The organism is Breoghania corrubedonensis, from assembly GCF_003053845.1.
In the GTDB taxonomy this organism is placed as follows: Bacteria; Pseudomonadota; Alphaproteobacteria; order Rhizobiales; family Stappiaceae; genus Breoghania; species Breoghania corrubedonensis.
Genome location: NZ_QAYG01000001.1, coordinates 1,214,946 through 1,238,353, shown reverse-complemented (window position 1 = coordinate 1,238,353; position 23,408 = coordinate 1,214,946). Strand labels below are relative to the sequence as shown.

Genomic DNA, 23,408 nt, shown 5'->3' with positions numbered 1-23,408 from the left:
TTCAACATGAGGAGAACGCGTGCGATTCCGCGCAGGCTCTCCGTCCGGTGCGGGCGGAGAGAGGGGCCCTGCTTTCAGGCCTAGCGGGAGGCGATGGCGGCCGCTGCCCCGGCCATGACGGTGCCGACGCCGCGGTTGAGCCATCGCAGGGCGCGCGGGGTTGAAAACAGGCCGCGTGCCATATGCGCCAGAACCACATAGCCGGCGAAAACGAAACCCAGGATAAGCAGGGTGACCATCATGAGCTCGCCATATCCTAGCAGAGTCACCCGCTTGAGGTCGAAGAGATTGGGCATCAAGGCCAGATAGAAGACGATGGTCTTCGGATTTCCCAGCGTCACGGCCAGCCCGCCGAAGAAGAGCCGACAGGGGCGTTCGGCGCCCGACGTCGGCAGGCGGATCGCCGAGGCCGGCGCGCTCCACATCCTCCAGCCGAGATAGAGCAGATAGGCCGCGCCCGCGTAGCGCACCACCAGGAAAACCGACGCGAAGCTGTGGGCGATGAACGCCAGGCCGAACACGGCCAGCGAAAGCCACACCACGTCCCCCAGCATCATGCCGGTGCAGAAGGCCGTCGCGCCCTTGCGGCCATGCGCGAGCACGCGCGCAACGATCGCCGCGATACCCGGCCCCGGCGCCATCGCCGCGACGAAGAGAGCGGCGGCGAAAGTGGCGAGATCGATCCAGTTCATCTGTGTCAGTCCATGGCCGTTCGCGGTTCTCTCCGGCCGTTTCCCGTGTTCGCCGGGATGGCGGAGAGACAAGTGATGTATCGTGTTTCGGGCGCTTTGGCCATTTCCCCGTCGCCTCCGGCGCGGGACGCCCTGTCCGGATCGTCTTTCGCCTGGAAGCCCGTGTCGGGGGCGTCTATGGCTGGGGCGTTTCCGGCACGGGCGTCATGGCGCGGCGCGTGTCCGTCCAGGCCACGATGTTGTCGACGACAAGCTGTCCCATGGCCTGGCGTGTTGCCACGGAGGCTGATCCTACATGGGGTAGCAGGACCGTGTTTTCCAGGACCACAAGGCTTTCCGGCACGGCCGGTTCGTTCTCGAAGACGTCGAGCCCGGCGCCACGAATGGCGCCTTTGGAAAGCGCTTCGATCAGCGCGGTCTCGTCCACCACCGTGCCGCGCCCGATATTGATCAGATATCCGTTCGGCCCCAGCGCCTCCAGCACCTGCCGGTCGATCATGTGATGCGTCGCGGCCCCGCCGGGAACCACCGCCATCAGCACGTCGCTCGCGCGCGCCAGCTCCGTGAGGCTCGCATGGTAGCGATAGGCGACGCCGGCCTGCTCGTGGCGGCCGTGATAGTGGATCTTCATGCCGCAGGCCTCGGCCCGGCGCGCGATCGCCTTGCCGATGCGCCCGAGCCCCAGAATGCCGAGCACCGAACCGCCGAGCGAGCCGGCGGTGAGCGGATAGGGCCCGTCCTTCGCCCAGCGCCCGGCGCGCAGGTGGTTCTCGGCCCGGTTGAGTTCGCGCACCGTCATCAGCATCAGCGCGAGCGCGGTATTGGCGACCTCCTCGTCCAGCACGCCCGGCGTGTTGGTGACGACGACGCCCGCTTGCGCCGCCGCGGCCACATCGACCGCGTCATAGCCGACACCGAAGGAGGAGATGATCTCGAGATCGGGCAATGCGGCGATCGTCTCCCGGTCGATGCCCTTCAACCCGCAGGCCACCGCCTTGAAGCGTTTGCCCTCGCGTTCGAGGAAGCCCGCGCGGTCCGCCTCCTTGTGAAGCTCCACCACGTCGAAGCGTTCCCCCAGCTTCGCGATGACGTAAGGCAAGATCGGCCCGATGACGAGCACTTGCTGACGGTCCATGTTTCCCCTCGCGCATGACAGTCGATGCGGCGAGGCTAAAGCGTTTCGCAGCCGAACGAAAGGCGTGCGGGAGTGGATGGGGACGTCTGCGCGCCACGGGGGCGGCTCCATAAGCACCGGGCGGCCCCATAAACAAAGGTCCCCTTGCGTTGCGGTGCAGCGTGCCCCTAAATCGCCGCGACGGAAAGTTGTCGGCGGGAGTGAGAAATGGCGGGCCAGACGAGCGTGAACAAGACGAATACGGGCAATTTCTTCGAGGATTTCAGGCTGGGTCAGATCCTGCGCCACGCCACGCCGCGTACGGTGAGCGCGGGCGACGCCGCGCTCTACACCGCGCTTTATGGCCCGCGTTTTGCCGTTTCCTCCTCCGATGCCCTGGCGAAGTCGCTCGGCTACGAGCACGCCCCGCTCGATGATCTGCTGGTCTTCCACATCGTTTTCGGCAAGACGGTGCCGGACATCTCGCTGAACGCGGTCGCCAATCTCGGCTATGCGGGCGGGCGGTTTCTGGCGCCGGTCTATCCCGGCGACACGCTGTCGGCGGTCTCGGAGGTGATCGGGCTGAAGGAGACCTCCTCGGGCAAGACCGGCGTCGTTTACGTGCGCTCCACCGGCTACAAGGCCGACGGCACGGAGGTGCTGGACTATGTGCGCTGGGTGATGGTGCGAAAGCGCGACGAGGCATCGCCCGCGCCCGAACCGGTCATCCCGGAACTGCCCGACGCGATCGAGCCGGATGCGCTGGGCGACGCCGTTCCGCTGCTGGATATCTCGGCCTGGGACGGCGAACTTGCCGGCAGCCCGCACCGCTTCGACGATTATCAGGTGGGCGAGAAGATCGACCACGTCGACGGCATGACGGTGGAGGAGAGCGACCACATGCTGGCGACGCGGCTCTACCAGAACACCGCCAAGGTGCATTTCAACCAGTTCACCGAAGGCAAGGGCCGGTTCGGCCGGCGGCTGATCTATGGCGGCCACGTCATCAGCCTGGCGCGCGCGCTGTCGTTCAACGGACTGGCGCCGGCCTTCCACGTCGCCGGCATCAATGGCGGCCGCCACGTGGCGCCGCTGTTTGCCGGGGGCACGGTTTTCGCGTGGTCGCAGGTGCTGGACAAGGCCGCGATCGCCGGGCGCGACGATATCGGCGCGCTCAGGATCCGCACGGTGGCGACCGTCGACCGGCCCTGCGCCGATTTCCCCGACAAGGATGCGGACGGCCGCTACGACCCGGCGGTGATCCTCGATCTGGATACCTGGCAGCTCCTGCCGCGCTAGCGAGAGGGCGGTCCGGGCGTGGCCCGAGTGTGCGGCAGTCCGCTCGGACCTTGCTCGTACTGGGCCCGCACTGGCGCTCTCGAACGCCGCACACCGGGCACAAAAAAGGCCGGGGCCCGGAAAATCCGGCCCTCGGCCCGTGTTCGATCTGCCCCTGTTCGATATGAACGGGGAGTGCTCTAGGGCCGTATCCTAGAACGCGTAGCCCAGACGGACGCCGACATTCGTCAGCCCGTCATTGTCCGAGCAGTAGCCGTTGTTGGACGAGTGCTCGATCATCGCCGAGACATTCCAGGCCTGGTTGATGCGGAAGCCGGCGGAAGCCGATTCGCGGAACATCACGTTGCAGCCCAGCGCCAGACCGCCCTGGCCCGCCTCGGTGTGGCCGTTATGGGCCATGCCGCCGAAGGACCCTTCGATGAAGAGCTGGTCGGTCAGGTCGATCGTCAGCGTGTAGCCGGCATAGACCATGGAGGTGTCGCCGGCCGTGTTCAGGTTGCCGCCGACATGCGGGCGCAGCATCGACTGGGTGTCGAGGAAGGGCGTCTTCCACGCCAGCGCGCCCCAGCGCAGCAGGATCTCGGCGTTGATATCGGCGCCGGTCTCGCGATCCATCGTGTCGTGGTAGAAGACGCCGCCGCGAACTTCGTTGTAGGGCGCGAAGCTTCTGGTCTGGAGCGGCGGTGCTCCGTAATAGTCGGCCGCGATGGCCGCCGGAGCACACGTCGCGGCGAGAAGGCTCGCCACAAAGACCGTCTTCGTAAGAGTAAACATCCGCACCTTGAAGGCCTCGATAAAAATGCGCCGCGAAACATGTCACGGACAGGGGGCTAACATTCCCCATTGCGGGGACGGATGCAATCCGCCTGTCCCGTTTCGGGGGGCCGGGCTGGCTATCGATGACACTTTGACACAGTCGTGTTGCGATACGGATACACATGCACGGCGCGCAACAGGGCCGGCGGCGAAAGGAGATGACGATGGGACCTGAGAAGCTGGCGGCCCTTTCGCGGCGGGTCGAGGCGGTGGGGTTCCTGATCCTGGGCGGATTCCATACGCAGCCCGGCCATGCGGGGGAGGGCGGTGATACGGGGGAAGGGGGTGATACGGGGGAACGCTTTCCGCGCGCGGGCGATGGTCGTGTTGCGCGAACCCTGATCCTCGCCGGCAATGCGGGGCCCGCGCTGTGGCGCGCCTTCCGCGCGGCGCCCGAAGCGAGCGACGGGGCGCCCGACCCGCTCGATCGCTACACAAGGCGCACGCTGGGTGCTGTCGCCGGGGCCTCGGGCCTTGCCGTGGTCTTTCCGTTCGACAGGCCGTGGTGGCCGTTCCAGAGCTGGGCGCTGGCGGTTGGCGGCTTTTCGCAAAGCCCGATGGGCGTGCTCGCGCACCATCGCTACGGCCCCTGGGCGGGCTTGCGCGCCGCCTTCGTGTCGGGCGAGCGATTCGCCGCATTCGCGCAAGACGGCACGCCCGGCCCCTGCCCGGCGTGCGAGGAAAAACCGTGTATCGCGGCCTGCCCGGCGCACGCTTTGGGCCCGCGCGGCTACGACGTGCCGCGCTGCCTCGCACATCTGGCCGCAACGCCAGGGCCTGCCTGCCTTTCCGGCTGTCTTGCCCGCGTCGCCTGTCCCTGGGGCATGCCCTACAGGCAGCAGGAAGAGCAGGCCCGCTTCCACATGCGCGCCTTCACCGCCTGGGACACGGGGTCCGCAAACAAAGGAACTTGAGCAGGCGGCCATCCTTTGGGTATCAGTGCGCCTCCCGGTTGAAGACATGGGCACCGGGTTGCCCGGGATCGCCGACCCTTGCGCCTGTGTCGGGCCTCTCGCCCGACACCGTGACCCGACATCATGAAAGGATCGGCCATGCGTCGATGGATCGTTCTTGCACTGTTTCTCGTCGTCGTTCTGGGCGGCGGCCTTGCGATCGGCTTCGCGACCGTTCCCGGCGCGTGGTACGCGGCCCTGCAAAAGCCGGCGATCACCCCGCCGAACTGGCTCTTCGCGCCGGCCTGGACGATCCTCTACGTCTTGATCGCGATTGTCGGCTGGCGCACCTTCGAGCGCGACAAGATGGGCACCGAGATGAAGCTGTGGGTCGGCCAGCTCATGCTCAACTTCACCTGGAGTCCGGTGTTTTTCCGTTTTCAGGATCCCTATCGCGCGCTCGTGCTGATCGTGATGATGCTCATCCTGATCTTCTGGTTCCTCAAGCTGACCTGGAGCCGCGACCGCGTTACGGCCTGGCTGTTCGTGCCCTACGTGGTGTGGTCCTCCTATGCCACGCTGCTGAACGTCCTGATCTGGTACATGAACCGCGACCCGTCGCCCCCGCCGCTGTTTCAATAGCGCGGGCACAGGGGGGGGCCGCGAAGGGCGCCGGTGCCGCCTATTCGCCCACCGGCGGCGTGCCATGCGTATGGAAGGAGGAGATGGTCTGGAGCCCCCAGGCCTGGCCCTTCCTGCGCTCCTCCTCCGTCCAGGTGACCGTCTCCCAGTCGGGTGCCAGGATCAGGCGGGCGCCGGCATTGGCGACCTCCACCCGGTTGCCGGCCGGCTCGTAGACATAGAGGAAGAAAGTCTGCTGCACCGCGTGCTTGTGCGGCCCCGTCTCGATGTGGACGCCGTTTTCCAGAAAGATGTCTGCGGCCTGAAGGATCTGCTCGCGCTGGTCGAGCGCGTAGGTGACATGGTGGAAGCGGCCGTGCGAGCCGGTGTGGTCGCCCGTATAGGCGATGTCGTAGCTCTTGTTGTTGACCGTGAACCAGCAGCCGCCCAGATGCCCGCTGTCCAGCATGATGCGCTCGGTGATGCGGCTACCGAGCGCACGCGGCATGAAGTCCGCGATGGCGTCGACGTCACTGGCGAGCAGATTGACATGGTCGATCCGGCGCACGCACACGCCGCGGCCGTGGTAGCGCTGCGCCTGGTTCTTCAGCGCCGGTTTCTCCGCTTCCGGCGCGACGTATTTCCGCGTGTCGTAATAGATCTCGAAGACATGGCCGTCGGGATCGCGGAACCGGTAGGCCGGACCGTGGCCCATGTCGCCGTCGCTCCAGCCGATGCCGGCGCCCAGCGCCTCGATTTCTCGGACCCTGCGTTCCAGCGCCTGCGGGCTTGAGCAGCGATAGCCGATATGACCGACGCCCGTCGTCTTCGACGCGGTCAGCTTCAGGGTGTGAAATTCGTAGTCGTCCCAGGCGCGCAGATAGACGCTATCGCCTTCGCTGGCCGATTTCGTCAGGCCCAGAATGTTGACAAAGAAGTCCAGGCTCGCCTCCGGCTTGTCGGTGAAGAGTTCCACATGACCCAGATGGGCGACGTCGAAGCAGGGCTCGGGCATGGACATGGCGTGTGGTTCCTCCGTGCGCGTCCAGTTGGCGTTTCTCACGTTGAGCGCACTGCGTTTCTCGCCCGCTTCCGTATCGTCAGGCAACGGACAATGGTGCGCCGGTCGATTGTTTTTCGCTATTGCCCCGCCAATCTGCCGTACCGGTTCACCGCGCGTATTCCGCCGCCGGCGCAACCTCGCGCCGGTCGATCGGGAATATTCGCGTTGAGCGGGGAACCAAACGGCGCCGCCAAGCGCTACCATGACGAAAATCCGGTATCTGGATGCCGACCCGGTTTCACGAAACCCAGACCCGGCATTACGAAATAAGGAGTTTCCGAATCTCAAATGACCAGTAAAGACAAGCTGAACATCATCGGTCTTTGCGGCAGCTTGCGCAAAGGCTCGTTCAACCATGCGCTGTTGCGCGCGCTGCCCGATCTTGCGCCGCAGCGCATGACCATCACCGAAGGACCCGCCATCGGCGCGATCCCGCCCTACAATGCGGATGTGCAGAACGGCGACGGCTTCCCGCCGGAGGTGACCGCACTCGCCGAGGCGATCCGGACGGCGGACGGCATCATCATCGTCTCGCCGGAATACAACTACTCGGTCCCGGGCGTCTTGAAGAACGCGCTCGACTGGGTCTCGCGCGTCGACAACCAGCCGTTTGCGGCAAAGCCCGTGTGCCTGCAGTCGGTTTCCATGGGCCAGCTCGGCGGTGCGCGCATGCAGTATCACCTGCGCCAGATCATGGTGTTTCTGGGGGCTGACGTCTTCACCACGCCGGAGGTCTTCGTGGGCGCCGGGCACCAGAAGTTCGACAAGGACACCCTGGCGCTGACCGATGAGGGAACCCGCGAATTCGCCGGCAAGCAACTGGCCGCCTTCGCCGACTATATCGACCGCGTCTCCGCCTGAGCACGCGCGCGAGCCAAAGCATATTCCGACCGCTCCGGCAAATGCGTCGGAGAGGCCGGTGCTCGCGATCCTGGGTCTAGAGCATATATTCTTGTCGATCAAACGGGTCCGTTTGATCGGAAAGCGCTCTAGAAGCGGAACGACAGGTTGCCGACAGCCGAATGCTCGCGGCTGTCCTTGCCGATATCGCCCTGGTAGGAGAGGTTCAGGCTGGCGCCGTTCGTGAAGTCGAAGCGCAGACCGGTTTCCACCAGCGCGGTGTCGCGGTCGATCGGCGTGCCGGCGACCGTGAATGCATCGCCGCCGTCGAAGTGCATCGATCTGTCGGGCGTCGCATCGCCATAGGCGTGCCGCCAGCCGACCGAGCCGAACAGGAAGCTCGACATCTCCTCCAGCGCCGCAAGCCGGGTCTCGCCGCGCAGGCCGAGCGTCGTCGTGCCCATCACGCTGTCGTTCGATGCCGAGGTCAGTGCGGCGGTGCCGCCGGTTTCAGAGAAGCTGTCGATGTGGCGGTGGATGAGGGCCGCGCCGGCGAACGGCTCGAGGCGGGCGCCAGGGGAGAGCGTTTCCAGCCCCAGCGTATAGCCGATCTCGGCAAAGGCGGTCGCCGTGGCCGCATCGTAATCGGCGCTCAGGCTCTCGCTGAAACCGGTGAAGGCGACGGTGCGGTCGCTGGAAATGTCGTGCCAGGTGTAGCTGGCGCCGAAGCGCAGGCCCACCGGACCGAACTGCCGGCCGCCATAGGCGCCGAGGCTGTAGTTGTCGAGGTCGCCGGACGAGGCCAGCGACTTCACGTCATAGGCGGTGTGGCCATAACCCGCGAACAGGCCGGCGCGCCAGTCGTCGAGCACCCGGACATCGGCACCGGCGAAGACGCCGCCGCTCTGGCTCCTGAGCGAAGCCGTCCGCGAAGTGCTGTCCGTCTTGCCGAAGGAGCCGTAGGCCTTGGCCCAGATGACGGGGGCGAAGATCTCGGCGTATGACGGGGTATCTTTGCCGTGGAAGGCGAGTTGGGGCATCGAACCGGAATCGACCCCGCCGAAGGCGCCGCGCAGGCGCTGGGCGACGATCGTGTTGCCCTGGGTCGGGCCGACGGAGAGCTGCTGCTGCATGGAGACGAGGGGCTCGCCGGACAGATCGCGGAAAGCCTGGTTGGTTTCCCCGTCGGGCAATGCCAGCACGGATTTGTAGAGGGCGTTGGTGTTGCCCAGGCTCTGGATGGCGTTGGCCGCCGCGCGGCCGTTCGGCGTCGACGTGGTGCTGGCGAACTCCACATCGTTGCGCTCAAGCTCGACGGACACGGTCGTGTCGGTATAGCTGGCACGCACGTCGAGGAAGGCGAAGTCGTCGGTGACCGTGTCGAATGTCCCGTCGATGCTCGTGGCCGTCGCGATCGTGACGTTCGTCAGGTTCGAATAGCTGGTGTCGGCAAGATCGGCGGCCGAGATGTCGAGTGTCGAGCCGCTGTCGATGGTAAGCTGGCCGTCAACGTCAAGCGTGCCGCCGGACCCGTCGGGGTTCACACCGACCGTCAGCGTCGACCCGGAGACGAAGGTGAAGTCGCCATCGACCGCCATGGTGCCACCGTAGATGGCGGCGGAGCCGGTGAAGGCTGAGTAATCGCCCGTCAGCAGCGTGTAGCCGGCATAGAAGGCGATGAGGCCGTTGCCCTCCACATCCAGGTCGAACTCGTAGTTGGTCCCGGTGTGGTTGAAGACGATGCTGCCGTCACCATTGCCGAAAAGCACGCGCCCCGCATTGACGCTACCGGCTTCGAGCGCGGTCTCGCCTGCCAGATTGCCGAGCACAAGCGCGCCTTTGGAGCCGGCATCGCTTGCGATCTGGATCGTGCCGGTTCCTCCGTCGACATTGACCGTGCCGCCGGCCACCACGGCCAGCGTGCCGTCACTGCCGGAATAGGTGCCGAGGTTGATGTAACCGGTGGTCGTGATGGTGCCGCCAATCCCGACCGCCACCAATCCCGTACCGTTCCAGCCGATATCGAATTCGCCCGTCGTGAACGTCGAACCGGTACCGGAGACAGCGAGAGTGCCGGACCCCCCCGCGTCGTAACCGACAAAGGTCTTGTTCGTGCCCGCGGTGGACACGGTGCCGCCATCGGTGATCTGGAGCGTCGCAGTGCCGGACATGCCGACATAAAGCCGGTCGGACGTCATCGAGCCGCCTTTGACAGCGACGGTCGCGGAACTCGGGCCATAGGTGGCCAGCTGGATGTCCTGGGCAACGATCACGTTGGAGGTGTCGTGGACATTCAAGGTGCCGGCGCCATTCCAGCCGACATAGAGGTTTTCCGTCGAGAGCGAGGACGTGCCGCGCAGCGTCACCGTACCGCTGCCGCCTTCATTGTAGCCGAGATAGGTCTTGTTCGTGCCGGAGGTGGAAACGCTGGCGCCATCTTCGATATTGAGCGTGCCATGGCCATACATGCCGACATAGAGCCGGCTGGCGGTCATCGTGCTGCCGGTGCCGGTCACGGTGACGCTCGACGTGCTGGCGACATTGATCGCAATCTCGGCATCCCCGGCGACGGTGACGGTCGAACCGCCGGAGATCGTCGCGGTTCCGTTTCCCGAGTTGCCGACATCGAATTGGCTCGTCGTGATCTCCGACCCGTGGGTGGCGGTGAGGATGCCTTCGCTGCCCTCGAACCAGCCAAGGTAGATCTTGTTCGTTCCCGAGGTCGTCAACGTCCCGCCGGTCAGGTCGAGCGTGCCTGTGCCCGAAAGTCCGACATAGACGCGATCGGCTGTGACCGTGGCTGCGCTTACACCATCGGAGGTGACAGTGACCGTGCCGCTTTCGCCGGCGGTGTCACCCAGAGTCAGATCGGCCGTCGCGTTCAGCGTAGCGCCCGAGTTGACATCGACCACCGGAGCGGTCGTTCCCGAAACCGTGACGTTGCCGTAATTTTCGGTGCCGAGCACATCGTAGGTGCCGGTTGCCAGATCGAGATCCGCCGCGCCCGCCGCCGGAGCAAGTGCCAGAACGAGAGCCGTCGACCCCAAGAGCACGCCAAGTCTCTTGCCTGAAAGCAGCCGAAACGGGAGCCGACGGGCGCGGCGGGAGAGAGAATTCATCGGGCGGACATCCTTGGGCGGGCGAAGGGAAAGCGCGAAGGAAAGGAAAGGCGGGGCGGAAACACGTGGGAACCGAAGACGAACGGACTGTGTCGCGAGACCAACGGTTGGCGGATGCGATTGCTCCCCTCCGCACGCCGACCCGTGCCGTCGCGATTTCCGGGCGTCCCGGAAATCGAACGTCTATTTTGATCCCTCGAGCTTAATCGGACAAACCGGCACGTACCGCAAGTGAAATGTGGCGACAAACGGGCCAAACCGTGGCGCGTTCCACGCGATCGCGATCACTGATCGGCTCCAGTCGACGGGCTGGACGCGGGCCGGCGGATCCCGCCCGCCAACCGGCCGGATTTCAGCCCCGTCCTTCCTCAACCGCGTGGCACCGCACCACCGCATCGCCGGCGGCAAGCGCCTGGGGTTGTTCGCTGCGGCAGCGATCGTTTGCCAGCGGGCAACGCGGATGGAAGGCACAGCCCGGCGGCGGCGAGATCGGGTTCGGGATCTCGCCCTCCACCTGCTTGCGGCTTGTGCCCGTCATGGCGAGATCGGGAACCGCGTCGAGCAGCATGCGCGTGTAGGGATGGCGCGGAGTTCTGAACAGGGCCTCCGCGTCCGCCACCTCCACCAGCCGGCCCAGATACATCACCCCGATCCGCGTCGCCATGTGGCGCACCACGGCGAGATCGTGGCTGATGAAGAGGTAGGTGAGCGCGAACTCATCCTGCAGATCGCGCATCAGGTTCAGGATCTGCGCCTGCACCGACACGTCGAGCGCCGAGGTGGGCTCGTCGCAGACCAGGAATTCCGGCTTCGACGCCAGCGCGCGGGCGATGCAGATGCGCTGGCGCTGGCCGCCTGAAAACTCGTGCGGATATTTCTTCGCGTCGCGCGGATCGAGACCGACGAGGCTCAAAAGCTCGCCCACCCGCCGCTCCAGCGCCTTGCCGTCCGGCTCCAGCGAGAAGGCGCGGATCGGTTCGGCGATGATGCGTCCCACCCGCCAGCGCGGATTGAGGCTCGCGAACGGGTCCTGGAAGATCATCTGGATGCGGCGGCGCAGCGAGCGCATGGCATGCGCCTGTTGCGCACTCTGCATGTCGAGGCCGTCGATGCGGATCGCCCCGCGCGAGGGCGGCAGCAGGCCGACGACCATCTTCGCGACCGTCGATTTGCCCGATCCGCTCTCGCCAACAAGCGCGAAGGTCTCGCCGCGGGCGATCTCGAAGGAGACATCCTGCACCGCGCGCAGGAAATGGCGCGTGTCGCGCTCCAGAACCCGGTTGAGCCAGGGGCGGGACACATCGAAGGTCCGCGACAGTCCCTCGACCTCCACCACGGCCTTTCCGGTTTCCGCCGGCCTGATTTGCGCAATCGTCTTGCTCATCGCTCGCCTCCCGCACGACCCGCGAGGCCTTGCTCCGCCACGGTTTGTGCTTCGTCGCCGGCCTCATGAAGCCAGCAGGCGACGCGCGAACCCTCCATCTCCATCGGCTCGGGCCGCTCGACGCGGCAGCGCTCGAAGGCGTGCGGGCAGCGCGGATTGAAGGCGCAGCCGGGCGGAATCGCGTCGAGACGCGGCATGGAGCCCGGGATCTGCACCAGCCGGTCGACCGATCCGGTGAGGCTCGGGATCGAGCCCATCAGCCCAACCGTGTAGGGATGGTGCGGTGCCTTGACCACCTGCGCGACCGGGCCGATCTCGGCGATGCGGCCGGAATACATCACCGCCACCCGGTCCGCCGTCTCCGCGATCACGCCCATGTCGTGGGTGATCAGGATGACGGAGGCGCCGCGCGCGCTGCAGAGCTCTTTTAGAACGTCGATGATCTGCGCCTGTACGGACACATCGAGCGCGGTCGTCGGCTCGTCCGCGATGACGAGTTCGGGCTCCGCGCAAAGCGCAAGCGCGATGACGACACGCTGGCGCATGCCGCCGGAAAACTGGTGCGGATAGGCGGTCAGGCGTTTTGAGGCTGCCGGAATGCCGACGGCTTCAAGCAGCGACACCGCCCGGTCGCGCGCCTCGCGGGCGGACACGGGCAGATGCGTCATGATCGTCTCGACGATCTGGTCGCCGACGGTGAAGAGCGGGTTGAGGCTCGTCAGCGGGTCCTGGAAGACCATGCCGATGCGCCGGCCCCGGATCTGCCGCATCGCCTTTCTGGATACGTTGTCGATGCGCTCGCCCTTCAGCCAGATCTCGCCGTCCGCGATGCGGCCTGGCGGTTCCAGCAGGCCGATGACGGCGGCGCCGGTGAGCGATTTGCCCGCCCCGCTCTCGCCGACCATGCCCAGCACCTCGCCGGGCGCCAGATCGAAGGAAACGCCGTCGATCGCCTTCAGCCGGCCGCGGCGGGTGGGAAACTCGACGTGCAAGTCGCGCACGGACAGAAGCGGGACGCTCATGGATCTCACCTCAGTCTCGGGTTGAGCGCATCGCGCAGCCAGTCGCCGATGAGATTGACGGCGAGCACCAGAACGGCGAGCGCGATGCCGGGAAAGATGGCGATCCACCATTCGCCGGAGAACAGGAAGTCGTTGCCGATGCGCACCAGCGTGCCGAGCGAGGGCTGGGTCGGCGGCACGCCGACGCCGAGATAGCTGAGCGTCGCCTCGGTGATGACGGCGAGCGCCAGATTGATGGTGGCGATCACCAGCACCGGGCTCATGACGTTGGGCAGCACGTGGCGCAGCATGATCAGCCCGGGGCGGATGCCGATGAGGCGGGCGGCCTGCACGTATTCCTTGTTGCGCTCCACCATGGTGGAGCCGCGCACGGTGCGCGCGTATTGCACCCAGAAACTGAGCCCGATGGAAAACACCAGGATCCAGAAGGCGGAGTTCTCGCGGTTGAGATTGCCGAAGATGCCGCGCGCGGCGCCGTCGACCAGCAGCGCGATCAGGATCGCGGGGAAGGTGAGCTGGACTTCGGCGAGCCGCATGATGAAGGCATCGATCCGCCCGCCCGCATAGCCCGCGATGAGCCCGAGCGTGATGCCGAGCGCGGCGGCGAAGAGGACGGAGACGATGCCGACGCCGATGGAGATGCGCGCGCCGTAGAGAATGGTGGAGAAGATGTCGCGGCCCTGATCGTCGGTGCCGAGCAGGAAGCGCATGTCGCCATCGGGTTGCCAGGCCGGCGGCAGCAGGGAATCCATCAGATCGACGCTCGCCAGATCGAACGGATTGTGTGGCGCGATCCACGGCGCGAAGGCGGCGCCGATGAAGAAGGCCAGCGCCACCAGCGCCGCCACTACCGTGACCTTGGAGGCGAGGAACGAATGCAGGATGTCGCTGTCGGCGACCCGCGCCATGAGGCCCGGCGCCTTCGCTTCGGTATCGGAAGGGGTGTCGGTCATGCGCAGGCGAGCTCCTTGACGAAACGATGGCAGGTGACGGGAAGCCAGCCGCCGGCGCCGTCGGATACGCGGGTGGCCTCCAGCCCGGCGTCGCGCCAGCCGGCCTTTTGATAGAAGCGGTGCGCGCGCGTATTGCCTTCGGCACAGAAGAGATGGGCCGAGGTCACGCCATCGGCGGCCATCGCGGCTTCGGCCGCAGCCATCAGCCGGGCGGCAAGGCCGGTGCCGCGCGCATTGGCGCCGACATGGAACTGGTCGAGCTCGGCGCCGTCCCAGTAGGCAAAGCCCGCGATCGCGCCATCGAGCCAGGCCACGAGGCCGCCCCCGGCGAAGGGTTGCAGCCGGGCGAGAAACCGCTCCTGCGTGCGGGCGACCGTCAGCTCCGGCGGGGCGAAGGAGACGTGACCGGCGCGCCAGGCCTCGTGCCAGAGTGCGGCAAGGGCGGGCAGATCACCCGCCTTGATCGGGCGAAAGGAAAGGTCGGCGGCGTGCAAACCGGTCACGGTCATGATTGCACCGCCCGCTCCACGCGGAGCCTGGGATCGACGACGAAATAGAGGATGTCGACGATGAGGTTGATCACCACGAAGACGAAGGCGATCAGCATCAGGTAGGCCGCCATGATCGGGATATCGACGTTCTGCACGGCCTGCAGGAACAAAAGGCCCATGCCCGGCCACTGGAACACCGTCTCGGTGATGATGGCGAAGGCGATGATGGAGCCGAGCTGCAGGCCGGTGATGGTGATGACCGGCACCAGCGTGTTCTTCAGCGCGTGGCGGAAATGGACGATGCGGTCCGGCAGCCCGCGCGCGCGGGCGAACTTGATGTAGTCGGCGCGGATCACCTCCAGCATTTCGGAGCGCACCAGCCGCATGATCAGCGTCATCTGGAAGAGGCCGAGCGTGATCGCCGGCATGATGATCGCCTTCAGCCCGGAAACGGTCAGCAGCCCCGTCGTCCAGACGCCGAGGTCCACCACCTCGCCGCGCCCGAAGCTCGGCAGCCATTGCAGCGTCACGGAGAAGACGAAGATCAGCAGGATGCCGATGAAGAAGGTCGGCAACGAAATGCCGATCAGCGAGATCGTCAGAAACAGCTTGGACAGGATGGAGGTGCGGTTGAGCCCGGTATAGACACCCATCGGAATGCCGACGAGAAGCGCGAAAAGCGCCGAGACGAAGGACAATTCGAAGGTCGCCGGCAGGCGCGAGCCGATGAGATCGGAAACCGGCTGCTTGAACTGGTAGGAGCGGCCGAAATCGAACCGGGCGGCGTTGGCGATGAATCGGGCGAACTGCACGGGAACGGGGTCGTTCAGCCCGAGGCTTTCGCGCAGCTCCGCGCGCTGGGCTGGCGTGGTGTCCTGTCCGACCATCTGGTTGACCGGATCGCCGACGAAGCGAAACAGGGTGAAGGCGATCAGCGCCACGGCCAGCATGACGAGAACGGCCTGCAGAAGACGCCGGATGATGAAGGCGAGCATGGATGGATCCTGATGCGGTCAGAGCAAGTCCGGTCGGGACGGAGCCCTGTCCGTGAACGTCGCCATGCTCCCCTCAAGCCCTGTGAGGGAGAGGGGAGCGGGCAACGAAGTCGCGGACACGAAGAGGCGCGGGCGGCCTCTACTCCTTCACATCCACATAGCGGAAGCTGAGGACGTTGTCGGCGCGCTGGGCCACGTCGACCTTGTCGGACACGCCCCAGGCCAGCCCCTGCTGGTGCAGCGGAATGTAGCGGACGTCATCGTTCGCCTTCTTGAAGGCCTCGTAGATCATCTCGTCCCGCTTCGTCTTGTCGTTCTCGACCAATATCTTGGCGGTGAGATCATCGACTTTCTCATCGCACCAGCCGCCATTGTTGAAGGGCGAGCCGGCACCGGAATCGTCGCGGCAGTTCATCAGCGAGAACAAGACGTTGTGAGCGTCGAAGGACGACGGTGTCCAGCCGAGCAGATAGAACGAGGTGTCATAGCCGCCCGAGGCCAGGATCTTGGCGAAGTATTTCGCCTTGGGCTGGGCGTTCAGATCCACCTTGATGCCGACGCGCGCCAGATAGGCGGTCACGGCCTGGCAGATCGCCTCGTCGTTGACGTAGCGGTCGGTCGGGCAATCCATGCCGACCTCGAACCCGTCCGGATAACCGGCCTCCGCCAGCAGCGCCTTGGACGCCTTGGGATCGTAAGGGTACCGCTTGAACTCGCCGGCGCGGTCGTAAAGGAACGGCGAGATCATCAGCGCCGAGGGGGTGGCGAGCCCGCGCATCACCTTCTTGACGATCGCGTTCTCGTCGATCGCCTGATAGAAGGCCTTGCGCACCCGCACGTCCTTGAACGGGTTCTTGCCCTTGACGTTGGAATACAGAAGCTCGTCGCGGCGCTGGTCCATGCCGAGGAAGATGGTCCTCAGCTCAGGCCCGGTCATCGCCCGGGTGCCCTGGTTGCCATCGACACGCGGAATGTCCTGCACCGGGATCGGATAGACGAGATCCATCTCGCCCGACAGGAGCGCTGCGACACGGGTCGCGTCCTGGGTGATGGGCGTGAATTCCACCCGGTCGGCGTTGCCCTCGACCTTGCCCCAGTAGTTCTCGTTCTTCTCGAACACCGTCTTCACGCCGGCCTCGTGGCTGACCACCTTGTAGGGGCCGGTGCCGTTGGCATGAAGGGCCGCGTAATTCGGGCTCGTGTCGGAGGCCGAGGTCACGGAGACGGCGTCGTGCTCCTCGGTCCACTCCTTGTCGAGGATGTACCAGAACTCCCACTGATAGTTCAGGATGGGGTTGGGACCGGACAGTTCGAAGTCGACCGTGTAGTCGTCGACCTTGGTCACCTTCACGTCCGCATTCAGGTAATTGGTGAGGTCGGAGCCCTTGGAGCGCACGCGGTTCGCGGAAAAGACCACGTCGTCGGCATTGAAGTCGTTGCCGTTGTGGAACTTCACGCCCTTGCGCAGGTGGAAGCGCCATTTGGTGGGCGAGAGGACCTCCCAGCTTTCGGCAAGCGCGGGATGAATCTTCAGGTCCTTGTCGCGCCAGATGAGCCCCTCGTAGACATTGCCGAGCGTGCCCAGCGTGAAGGTCTCGTTGAGCGCGTAGGGTTCGAGCGTGTTGAGGACGCCCTGGAAGGCATATTTGAAAGTCTTGGCGCTGGCCGGCGCGGCGGCAAGCAAGGCGGCGGCGATGCCCGCTGCAAGGGCGGCGTTGCGAATTCGCATGTCCCGATGCTCCCTGGCTGGAATTCAGTTCTGTTCCCGTGGTCCGGTCGCCGTCGCCGGCATTCCTGCTCTTGTCGAACGCGACCGTTTCTCAGTTTTTCCGTATCGTTCCCGTTGCCCTTCGCACCGCCTCCAGCCGGCTTCGTAGTCCGGTGTCGGCGATTTTCAGCAGCCCCGACGGGCGGGACAGCGATCGCAGGTCACGAGCACATATATAACATCTTGTAGTGTTAAATCCGGCAGGTCCACCCTCAACCTGCCCGGCGGCGAAAATTGAGGCCTTTCTGGGGCATATGCGTCAAAATGCGCCCCCGACGAAGGCACCTTCGGGGGGCCTGTGACGCACAAGTGGTCAGCGCGGGAGAGGGCCGGATGCATCCGCCGGGGAGGGTGCCTCAACGGAATTCTCGGCGATCCCCGGCGAGGGAACGTGCGTGGCATCGAGCGCTGCGGCGAGTACGGCCGGATCGCGCACCGCCCACACCTGGAGCGCCTGCGCGCGTCCGCGCACGGCCAGCGCGTGCGGGGAGGCGGGAACCGGCACGGCCCATGCGCCGTCGCGCGCGAGATCGGGGATTCCTGCTGCAAGCAGCGTCTGCGCGGAGATGACGGCGAAGCCGTCGAGTTCCTTGGACGCTCCCTCCAGCCGGCTTGCGACGTTGACCGTATCGCCGAGCGCGGTGAGCTGGGCCGCCGCACCGATGTCGCCGGCAAGCCCGATCCGGCCGAGAATCGCCGGCCCGGTATGCACGCCGACGCCGAGGCGAAGCGGCGCCTCCAGTTGCGCGGTCAGGTCCGCGTTGACCCGCTCCAGCGCGCCGGCGAGCCCCAGAACCGCGGCAAGCGCCTGACGTGCGCCCTCCTCGCGCCCCGTCTCCACCCCGAAAAGCGCCATGATGCCGTCGCCCATGACCTTGTCGATCATGCCCCCGGCCGCCCGGATCGCGGCCGCCGCGCTGTCGAGATAGCGGTTGAGGATGAAAACCACGTCATAGGGCAGCCGTCCTTCGGAAAGCGCGGTGAAACCGCGCAAATCGACGAACATGACGGTGACCGGCTGTTCCACGCCCCATCGGTAGCGGTCGTCGGCACTTGGCCGTTGGCGACCGGCGCGCGCGGGGTCGAGAAGCGGCCGGACCACGAGATCGCCGGCGGGCCGGATCTGGCAGGCGAGCCGGACCTCGGGGCCGGCGCCGAGCCGGGCGAGAACGGTACGTTCCGCGTTCGCGGGCGGCTCGAGGCCGGACGCCCCGGCAAGGATCTCCACCCGGCAGGTCGAACATCGCGCCCGGCCGCCGCAGATGGAAAGATGGGGAACGCCATGGACGCGACTGATTTCCAGCAGCGTCGCTCCGGGCCGCCCCACCACGCGCCGCCCGTCCACGTAGGAAACGGAAAAACCGCCCGCGAACCGGTCTGAAATCCGGCGCGCGAGGATCGCGGCGGCGACACCCGCCAGAACCGCGACGAGACCCCAGCGGCCGAGATGGATCCATCGCCCGAGAGCCGCCGCCTCGTCCGCCGTCACGTTGACCTTCAGTCCGCCCGTCTCGTCGAGCAGCCGGGCGGCGTTGAGCCAGCCCGTCAGGGCAAGGGCGGGAACCAGCACGGCGCCGGTCGCAAGCCACGGTCTTGCGTGGGAATACCAGCGCTTCAGCCGCAGCCAGTAATGCAGACCCAGAACCACATGGGCCCAGACGATGAGAAGCAGCACCGATTGCCAGAAGGCGTAACCGAGCCACAGCGCGGAGAGTTCGTGGCGATAGTCGACAAAGGTGTGAAAGGCGGTCATCGCGCCGCGGGTGGCGACGATGTGCTTGATGAGGATGCAGGTGATGGCCAGTCCAAGCGCGATCTGCAGCCCTTCCCACACGGGCATGCGCCATGTCCGGCGGCGGGCCAGCTTGACGAGCGCCAGCGAAACGTGAACGCCTAGCGCGCCGTAGAGCAGGATCTGCCCCGGCCAGGACGACCAGACCACGAAGCGCAGATCCTGTCCGGCCTGCATGGCGGCCAGCGAAACGTTTCCAAGCGCATGGTTGAGGAAATGGGTGAGCACGAAGGTGAAGAGGACGAGCCCCGCCGCCAGTCGCAAGCGCTGGGCGATGGTACCCGCGCCCGGCTTTCGTCGCGCGTCCTTGCCGCCGGCGCCCGTCCCGCCATCCGCTGCCGCATTCCTTGCCACCGCCGCCCTCCCGTTCGTACCCCGTTCGGCTTCGCGCCGGACCGCTCGTGCGCCCAGCATAACCCGCCAGGGCCGAGCGGTCCCGCCGGAGTTGCACGGGTGGCGTCACGCGCCTGCCCGGCGCGGGCGGGATGCGCCGGGTGTTCGGCCAGAAGGATCCCTCCCGGTTCGCGAAGATCCATGCACCACTTTACTTGCTAAGGATCTCGGGTCCGGTCTTAAATGGCCCAAACGGGGAGCCGGCATGGACAGACTGAAAGATTTTCGCGCGGAGATTGATGGCATTCCTTTCAGTGATGATGCGGCGACGCTGCGGATAAAGAGCCGTGACTTCTTCTGGTTCTCGCCGGTCCTGCGCGCCGAGCTGGAAGGCCGTGTCGCGGATATTGTCGTGCGCCCGCGCGACAAGCGGGATCTGCTGCGGGTGGCCGCCGCCGCCGCGCGTGCCCGGCTGCCGCTGACCGTTCGCGGCGGGGGAACGGGGAATTACGGCCAGGCGGTGCCGCTTGCCGGCGGTGTCGTGCTCGACATGACCCATCTCGACCGGCTCGTCCGGGTCATGCCTGGCGCGGCGCGGATGGAAGCCGGCGCCACCATGCTGGAGATCGACCGGGCGCTGAAACCCACCGGCTGGGAGCTTCGGCTTCATCCCTCCACCCGTCAGAGCGCGACCATCGGCGGATTTCTCGCCGGCGGCGCGGCCGGCGTGGGCAGCTGCACCTGGGGCCAGATCTCCGATCGCGGAGCGGTGCTGTCGGTGGAGGTCGTCACGCTGGAGGAAGAGCCGCGCATCCTGGAACTTTCCGGCGACGACGTGATGCGCGTCATCCATGCCTACGGTGTCAACGGCATCATCACCGAGGTCGAGCTTGCGCTTGCCCCCGTCCAGCCCTGGGCGGAACGGATCTACGCCTTTCCCTCGCTGGCGAAAGCGGCCGCATTCGGCAAGGCGCTGACGGCGGCCGACGCCATCGCCAGAAAGCTCGTCTCCATTCACGATGCGCGCATTCCCCCGCTGATCAAGCGGCTTTCGCCGATCGTGCCGGCGGGTTCGGCGATGGCGATCGTCATGGTGTCGGAGCCGCAGGCAGCAATCGCCACGAGGCTGGCGGAAATGGAAGACGGCGAATGCGTCTTCGAGCGCAGCGCGCAGGAGACGGACGCCGCCGCCTTTTCCGCCATCGGCGCCATGCCGCCGCTTTACGAATACACCTGGAACCACACGACGCTGCATGCGATGCGGCACGACCCGACCCTCACGTACCTGCAGATCCGCTATCCGCCCGACAACGACCTCGCCGTGATCGACAAGGCCGCGCGCGCCTTTCCCGACGATCTCATCACCCATCTGGAATTCCAGCGCCGTTTCGGCCGCGTCGGGGTTTCGGCGCTGTCGCTGGTGCGCTACTCGGGGCGCGACCCTCTCTACAAGATGATCGAAAAGCTCGACGCCATCGGCGCGTCCGTTTCCAATCCGCACACCTGCCGGCTCGACAACGCCGGCTGGAAACGGATCGACGCGCCGCAGCCCGACTTCAAGGCCGCGGCCGACCCGTTCGGCCTGATGAACCCGGGAAAGCTGGTCGACTGGCCGGCTCCCGACACGGCCGTGGAGCCCCCGGCAGAGCCCGCCGCATAACCCGCCGTATGGCCCGGACAAAGCCGGGTGATGACGGTGGAGGGATTGGTCTCCGGCTTCCGCATTTTCGGAAAACAGAGTTGATGACGACGGAGGCGGCGGCGCACGGGCTTGTTCAGCCGCAACCCCGGCCACTTCATTTCCGCTTTTCCGCGGAATGGCTTAGAGTGCCGCATGGTGACGGCCGCTGCCGTCTCGAAGGAGGGCGCAGACCGGACAAGGTGGCGCGACGCAGGAGGACACGGACCGGATGGTCACCTGGGAAGAATTTCTCAAGGCGCTGGAAGCGACTGTTCCCCAACTCGTGCTGTCGCTGCGCGCGCTGACCCAGCCTTCCGGCATCGTCCAGCTTCTCATTCTGATCCTTGCCACGGCACTTGCCCATTACGGTGCGCGCTGGGCCCGCCCGCATCTTGAAAACTGGGTGCGCGCGCAGGAAACCTCCATGCGCCGCATGCGCTTTCTGGCGCTCGTGTTGCGCCGGTTGAGGATCATCGTGTTCGTCGCGATCGTCTGGCTTGCGGTCGTGGTGATGCGTGAGGTGACGTGGCCGAGCCGCAGCTATCTCCTGCTGGTCATCGGCAATCTGGCTGCGGTCTGGGTGATCATCTCGATCTCGTCGCGCATCATCCGCAATCCGCTGGCGGCGCGGACCGTGGCGCTGGGCTGCTGGATCTTCGCCGCGCTGTCCATTCTCGATTTGATGCCGCAGGCCGTCCTGCTGCTCGATTCCATGGCCTTTCAGGTCGGCTCGCTGCGCATTTCGGCCCTGCTGATCCTGAAGGCGCTGGTGACACTGACCGCGCTCCTGTGGCTCGCCGGGGTGCTGAGCCGGGCGACGGAGCGGCGCATGGAGCGGGTGCAGGATCTCTCGCCCTCCATGCGCGTGCTGGCCGGCAAGTTCGCGCGCATCGGCCTCTTCACCATCGCCGTGGTGCTGGGCCTTCAGACCATCGGCTTCGACCTCACCACCATCACCGTCTTTTCCGGCGCCGTCGGCCTCGGCCTCGGTTTCGGTCTGCAAAAGGTCGTCTCCAATCTCGTCTCCGGCGTCATCCTTCTGCTCGACAAGTCGATCAAGCCCGGCGACGTGATCTCGCTCGGCGAAACCTACGGCTCGATCACCTCGCTTGGCGCACGCTATGTCTCGGTGGTCACCCGCGACGGACGGGAGTACCTGATTCCGAACGAGGATCTGATCACAAACCAGGTCATCAACTGGACCTATTCCGACCAGAAGGTGCGCCTCGACGTGCCCTTCGGGGTCTCCTACGACGCCAATCCCGGCATCGTGCGGGAGCTGGCGGCGAAGGCGGCGGCGCGTGTTTCGCGAGTGGAGGCGCACCCCGCACCGGTCTGCCACCTGACCGCCTTCGGGGAATCGTCCGTCGACTTCCTGCTGCGCTTCTGGATCGACGATCCCGGCAAGGGGGTGGTGAACGTCAAGGGCGAGGTGCTGCTGGCGCTTTGGGACGCCTTGCACGAGGCGGGCATCGCGCTGCCCTATCGTCAGCACGACATCCATGTCCGCGGGCCGGTGGAGCTCGTCTACCGGGAGCCGCTGGCAGGCAGCCCGGCTTCGCAGGGAGAGAGCCCAGCCCCGCAGGGAGAGAGCCGAGCCCCGCAGGGAGACCGTGATGAATGACCCAAGCCCCGAACGGTCGAAAGAAGAGCTCCACGCCGAGGAATACCCACGCCATCGCGGCCGGTTCGGCCCGGTGCGGATGGCGCTGCGCCGGCTCTATTTCGGCGAGGGCCCGAGACCGCGCCTCTTTCGCACGCTGCTGATAACGTTCGATATCGTCACGGTGATCTATTTCGTCGGCTCCTCGGTGCTCGATCCGCATCCGACGCTGCACGTGGCCGACTTCCTCATCGCGCTGATCCTGATCGCCGACTATGTCGTGCGATTGGCGATATCCGTGCGCCCGGTAAGGACGGCGCTGGAATTCGCCGCGCTCGCCGACCTCGTCGTCATCGTCTCGCTGTTCGCCGCCGCCTTTGTCGAAAACCTCGGCTTCCTGCGGATCCTGCGCATGTTGCGGCTGTTGCGCTCCTACCACGTGCTGCGCGAGTTGCGCCGCAGCTCGCGGTGGTTCAAGCGCAACGAGGAGGTCATCCAGTCGGCCGTCAACCTGGTCGTCTTCGTCTTCATCGTCACGGCGGTCGTCTATGTCGCCGAGGTACACCGCAACGACAACATCAACACCTATGTCGACGCGCTCTATTTCACGGTGACGACGCTGACGACGACCGGTTTCGGCGATATCACCATCTCCGACACCTTCGGGCGGCTGTTGACGGTGGCGATCATGGTGATCGGCGTCGCCCTGTTCCTGCGGCTGGTGCAGACGATCTTCCGGCCGAGCAAGTATCCCTTCACCTGCCCGGATTGCGGCCTGAGCCGGCACGACCCGGATGCCGTCCACTGCAAGCATTGCGGCCGGCTCCTGAAAATCCCGACCGAAGGCGAGTGGTAGCCGGTGTGCGGGGACACACCCTGGAGCGCTTGTCGTTCAGACGGAACCGTCTGAACGACAAGAAACCGCTCCA

19 protein-coding genes are annotated in these 23,408 nt (G+C 65.9%); 7 read left to right on the top strand and 12 right to left on the bottom strand.

All coding sequences use genetic code 11. From position 1 onward, the window contains the following. Positions 1-80: 80 nt before the first annotated feature. Positions 81-692, bottom strand: a complete 612-nt coding sequence (locus C8N35_RS05390) for a LysE family translocator (RefSeq protein ID WP_107988530.1) — start codon at positions 690-692, stop codon at positions 81-83. 175 nt (positions 693-867) lie between these two features. Continuing rightward, entirely contained in the window at positions 868-1,827 is a 960-nt protein-coding gene (locus C8N35_RS05385; RefSeq protein ID WP_107988529.1) for a 2-hydroxyacid dehydrogenase, read from the bottom strand. Positions 1,828-2,052: 225 nt separating this feature from the next. On the opposite strand from C8N35_RS05385, the gene C8N35_RS05380 reads away from it, so the two are divergent. Further along, on the top strand, positions 2,053-3,105 hold the full coding sequence (locus C8N35_RS05380; RefSeq protein ID WP_107989101.1) for a MaoC family dehydratase: 1,053 nt from the start codon (positions 2,053-2,055) through the stop codon (positions 3,103-3,105). A 192-nt stretch (positions 3,106-3,297) separates the two neighbouring features. Here C8N35_RS05380 and C8N35_RS05375 read toward each other — a convergent pair whose 3' ends face one another. Continuing rightward, complete coding sequence (locus tag C8N35_RS05375; protein ID WP_107988528.1) at positions 3,298-3,879, bottom strand: acyloxyacyl hydrolase; 582 nt, start codon at positions 3,877-3,879, stop codon at positions 3,298-3,300. 206 nt (positions 3,880-4,085) lie between these two features. Between C8N35_RS05375 and C8N35_RS05370 the strand changes: the two genes are divergently transcribed. Next, positions 4,086-4,835, top strand: a complete 750-nt coding sequence (locus tag C8N35_RS05370; protein WP_107988527.1) for a hypothetical protein — start codon at positions 4,086-4,088, stop codon at positions 4,833-4,835. 138 nt (positions 4,836-4,973) lie between these two features. Beyond that, the gene (locus tag C8N35_RS05365; RefSeq protein WP_107988526.1) at positions 4,974-5,456 is read left to right on the top strand and encodes a TspO/MBR family protein; all 483 of its coding nucleotides are present in this window, start codon (positions 4,974-4,976) and stop codon (positions 5,454-5,456) included. A gap of 40 nt (positions 5,457-5,496) precedes the next feature. Here C8N35_RS05365 and C8N35_RS05360 read toward each other — a convergent pair whose 3' ends face one another. Further along, on the bottom strand, positions 5,497-6,450 hold the full coding sequence (locus C8N35_RS05360) for a catechol 2,3-dioxygenase (protein ID WP_107989100.1): 954 nt from the start codon (positions 6,448-6,450) through the stop codon (positions 5,497-5,499). Positions 6,451-6,786: 336 nt separating this feature from the next. On the opposite strand from C8N35_RS05360, the gene C8N35_RS05355 reads away from it, so the two are divergent. Continuing rightward, on the top strand, positions 6,787-7,359 hold the full coding sequence (locus tag C8N35_RS05355; protein ID WP_107988525.1) for an NADPH-dependent FMN reductase: 573 nt from the start codon (positions 6,787-6,789) through the stop codon (positions 7,357-7,359). Positions 7,360-7,487: 128 nt separating this feature from the next. On the opposite strand, the gene C8N35_RS05350 is transcribed toward C8N35_RS05355, so the two are convergent. The 8 genes from C8N35_RS05350 to C8N35_RS05315 all read right to left on the bottom strand — a co-directional run bounded on the left by C8N35_RS05350 (position 7,488) and on the right by C8N35_RS05315 (position 19,216). Continuing rightward, positions 7,488-10,457, bottom strand: coding sequence for an autotransporter outer membrane beta-barrel domain-containing protein (locus C8N35_RS05350; protein ID WP_107988524.1), 2,970 nt, complete (start codon positions 10,455-10,457; stop codon positions 7,488-7,490). A gap of 352 nt (positions 10,458-10,809) precedes the next feature. Next, positions 10,810-11,841, bottom strand: a complete 1,032-nt coding sequence (locus C8N35_RS05345) for an ABC transporter ATP-binding protein (RefSeq protein ID WP_107988523.1) — start codon at positions 11,839-11,841, stop codon at positions 10,810-10,812. After that, complete coding sequence (locus C8N35_RS05340) at positions 11,838-12,863, bottom strand: ABC transporter ATP-binding protein (RefSeq protein ID WP_107988522.1); 1,026 nt, start codon at positions 12,861-12,863, stop codon at positions 11,838-11,840. The genes C8N35_RS05345 and C8N35_RS05340 overlap by 4 nt, the downstream gene beginning before the upstream one ends. 5 nt (positions 12,864-12,868) lie before the next feature. Further along, a complete protein-coding gene (locus C8N35_RS05335; protein WP_107988521.1) occupies positions 12,869-13,816 on the bottom strand; it encodes an ABC transporter permease in 948 nt (315 codons plus the stop codon). Beyond that, on the bottom strand, positions 13,813-14,325 hold the full coding sequence (locus C8N35_RS05330) for a GNAT family N-acetyltransferase (RefSeq protein WP_107988520.1): 513 nt from the start codon (positions 14,323-14,325) through the stop codon (positions 13,813-13,815). The genes C8N35_RS05335 and C8N35_RS05330 overlap by 4 nt, the downstream gene beginning before the upstream one ends. Next, positions 14,322-15,302 (bottom strand): ABC transporter permease, encoded by a 981-nt coding sequence (locus C8N35_RS05325; RefSeq protein WP_107988519.1) that lies wholly within the window; start codon positions 15,300-15,302, stop codon positions 14,322-14,324. The genes C8N35_RS05330 and C8N35_RS05325 overlap by 4 nt, the downstream gene beginning before the upstream one ends. A 139-nt stretch (positions 15,303-15,441) precedes the next feature. Next, positions 15,442-17,031, bottom strand: a complete 1,590-nt coding sequence (locus C8N35_RS05320) for an ABC transporter substrate-binding protein (protein ID WP_107988518.1) — start codon at positions 17,029-17,031, stop codon at positions 15,442-15,444. Positions 17,032-17,383: 352 nt separating this feature from the next. Next, positions 17,384-19,216, bottom strand: coding sequence for an adenylate/guanylate cyclase domain-containing protein (locus tag C8N35_RS05315; protein ID WP_210203387.1), 1,833 nt, complete (start codon positions 19,214-19,216; stop codon positions 17,384-17,386). 244 nt (positions 19,217-19,460) lie between these two features. Here C8N35_RS05315 and C8N35_RS05310 point away from each other — a divergent pair, with 244 nt between their 5' ends. The 3 genes from C8N35_RS05310 to C8N35_RS05300 all read left to right on the top strand — a co-directional run bounded on the left by C8N35_RS05310 (position 19,461) and on the right by C8N35_RS05300 (position 23,335). Continuing rightward, positions 19,461-20,855, top strand: a complete 1,395-nt coding sequence (locus C8N35_RS05310; protein WP_107988516.1) for an FAD-binding oxidoreductase — start codon at positions 19,461-19,463, stop codon at positions 20,853-20,855. A gap of 250 nt (positions 20,856-21,105) precedes the next feature. After that, positions 21,106-22,500, top strand: a complete 1,395-nt coding sequence (locus C8N35_RS05305; RefSeq protein ID WP_107988515.1) for a mechanosensitive ion channel family protein — start codon at positions 21,106-21,108, stop codon at positions 22,498-22,500. Next, on the top strand, positions 22,493-23,335 hold the full coding sequence (locus C8N35_RS05300) for a potassium channel family protein (protein ID WP_107988514.1): 843 nt from the start codon (positions 22,493-22,495) through the stop codon (positions 23,333-23,335). The genes C8N35_RS05305 and C8N35_RS05300 overlap by 8 nt, the downstream gene beginning before the upstream one ends. Positions 23,336-23,408: the final 73 nt, after the last annotated feature.

Excerpts from the sequence above, each read along its gene's own strand:
- C8N35_RS05390 (WP_107988530.1), bottom strand. The coding sequence starts at position 692 with ATGAACTGGATCGATCTCGCCACTTTCGCCGCCGCTCTCTTCGTCGCG.
- C8N35_RS05385 (WP_107988529.1), bottom strand. The coding sequence starts at position 1,827 with ATGGACCGTCAGCAAGTGCTCGTCATCGGGCCGATCTTGCCTTACGTC.
- C8N35_RS05375 (WP_107988528.1), bottom strand. The coding sequence starts at position 3,879 with ATGTTTACTCTTACGAAGACGGTCTTTGTGGCGAGCCTTCTCGCCGCG.
- C8N35_RS05370 (WP_107988527.1), top strand. The coding sequence starts at position 4,086 with ATGGGACCTGAGAAGCTGGCGGCCCTTTCGCGGCGGGTCGAGGCGGTG.
- C8N35_RS05365 (WP_107988526.1), top strand. The coding sequence starts at position 4,974 with ATGCGTCGATGGATCGTTCTTGCACTGTTTCTCGTCGTCGTTCTGGGC.
- C8N35_RS05360 (WP_107989100.1), bottom strand. The coding sequence starts at position 6,450 with ATGCCCGAGCCCTGCTTCGACGTCGCCCATCTGGGTCATGTGGAACTC.
- C8N35_RS05355 (WP_107988525.1), top strand. The coding sequence starts at position 6,787 with ATGACCAGTAAAGACAAGCTGAACATCATCGGTCTTTGCGGCAGCTTG.
- C8N35_RS05350 (WP_107988524.1), bottom strand. The coding sequence starts at position 10,457 with ATGAATTCTCTCTCCCGCCGCGCCCGTCGGCTCCCGTTTCGGCTGCTT.
- C8N35_RS05345 (WP_107988523.1), bottom strand. The coding sequence starts at position 11,841 with ATGAGCAAGACGATTGCGCAAATCAGGCCGGCGGAAACCGGAAAGGCC.
- C8N35_RS05340 (WP_107988522.1), bottom strand. The coding sequence starts at position 12,863 with ATGAGCGTCCCGCTTCTGTCCGTGCGCGACTTGCACGTCGAGTTTCCC.
- C8N35_RS05335 (WP_107988521.1), bottom strand. The coding sequence starts at position 13,816 with ATGACCGACACCCCTTCCGATACCGAAGCGAAGGCGCCGGGCCTCATG.
- C8N35_RS05330 (WP_107988520.1), bottom strand. The coding sequence starts at position 14,325 with ATGACCGTGACCGGTTTGCACGCCGCCGACCTTTCCTTTCGCCCGATC.
- C8N35_RS05325 (WP_107988519.1), bottom strand. The coding sequence starts at position 15,302 with ATGCTCGCCTTCATCATCCGGCGTCTTCTGCAGGCCGTTCTCGTCATG.
- C8N35_RS05320 (WP_107988518.1), bottom strand. The coding sequence starts at position 17,031 with ATGCGAATTCGCAACGCCGCCCTTGCAGCGGGCATCGCCGCCGCCTTG.
- C8N35_RS05310 (WP_107988516.1), top strand. The coding sequence starts at position 19,461 with ATGGACAGACTGAAAGATTTTCGCGCGGAGATTGATGGCATTCCTTTC.
- C8N35_RS05305 (WP_107988515.1), top strand. The coding sequence starts at position 21,106 with ATGGTCACCTGGGAAGAATTTCTCAAGGCGCTGGAAGCGACTGTTCCC.
- C8N35_RS05300 (WP_107988514.1), top strand. The coding sequence starts at position 22,493 with ATGAATGACCCAAGCCCCGAACGGTCGAAAGAAGAGCTCCACGCCGAG.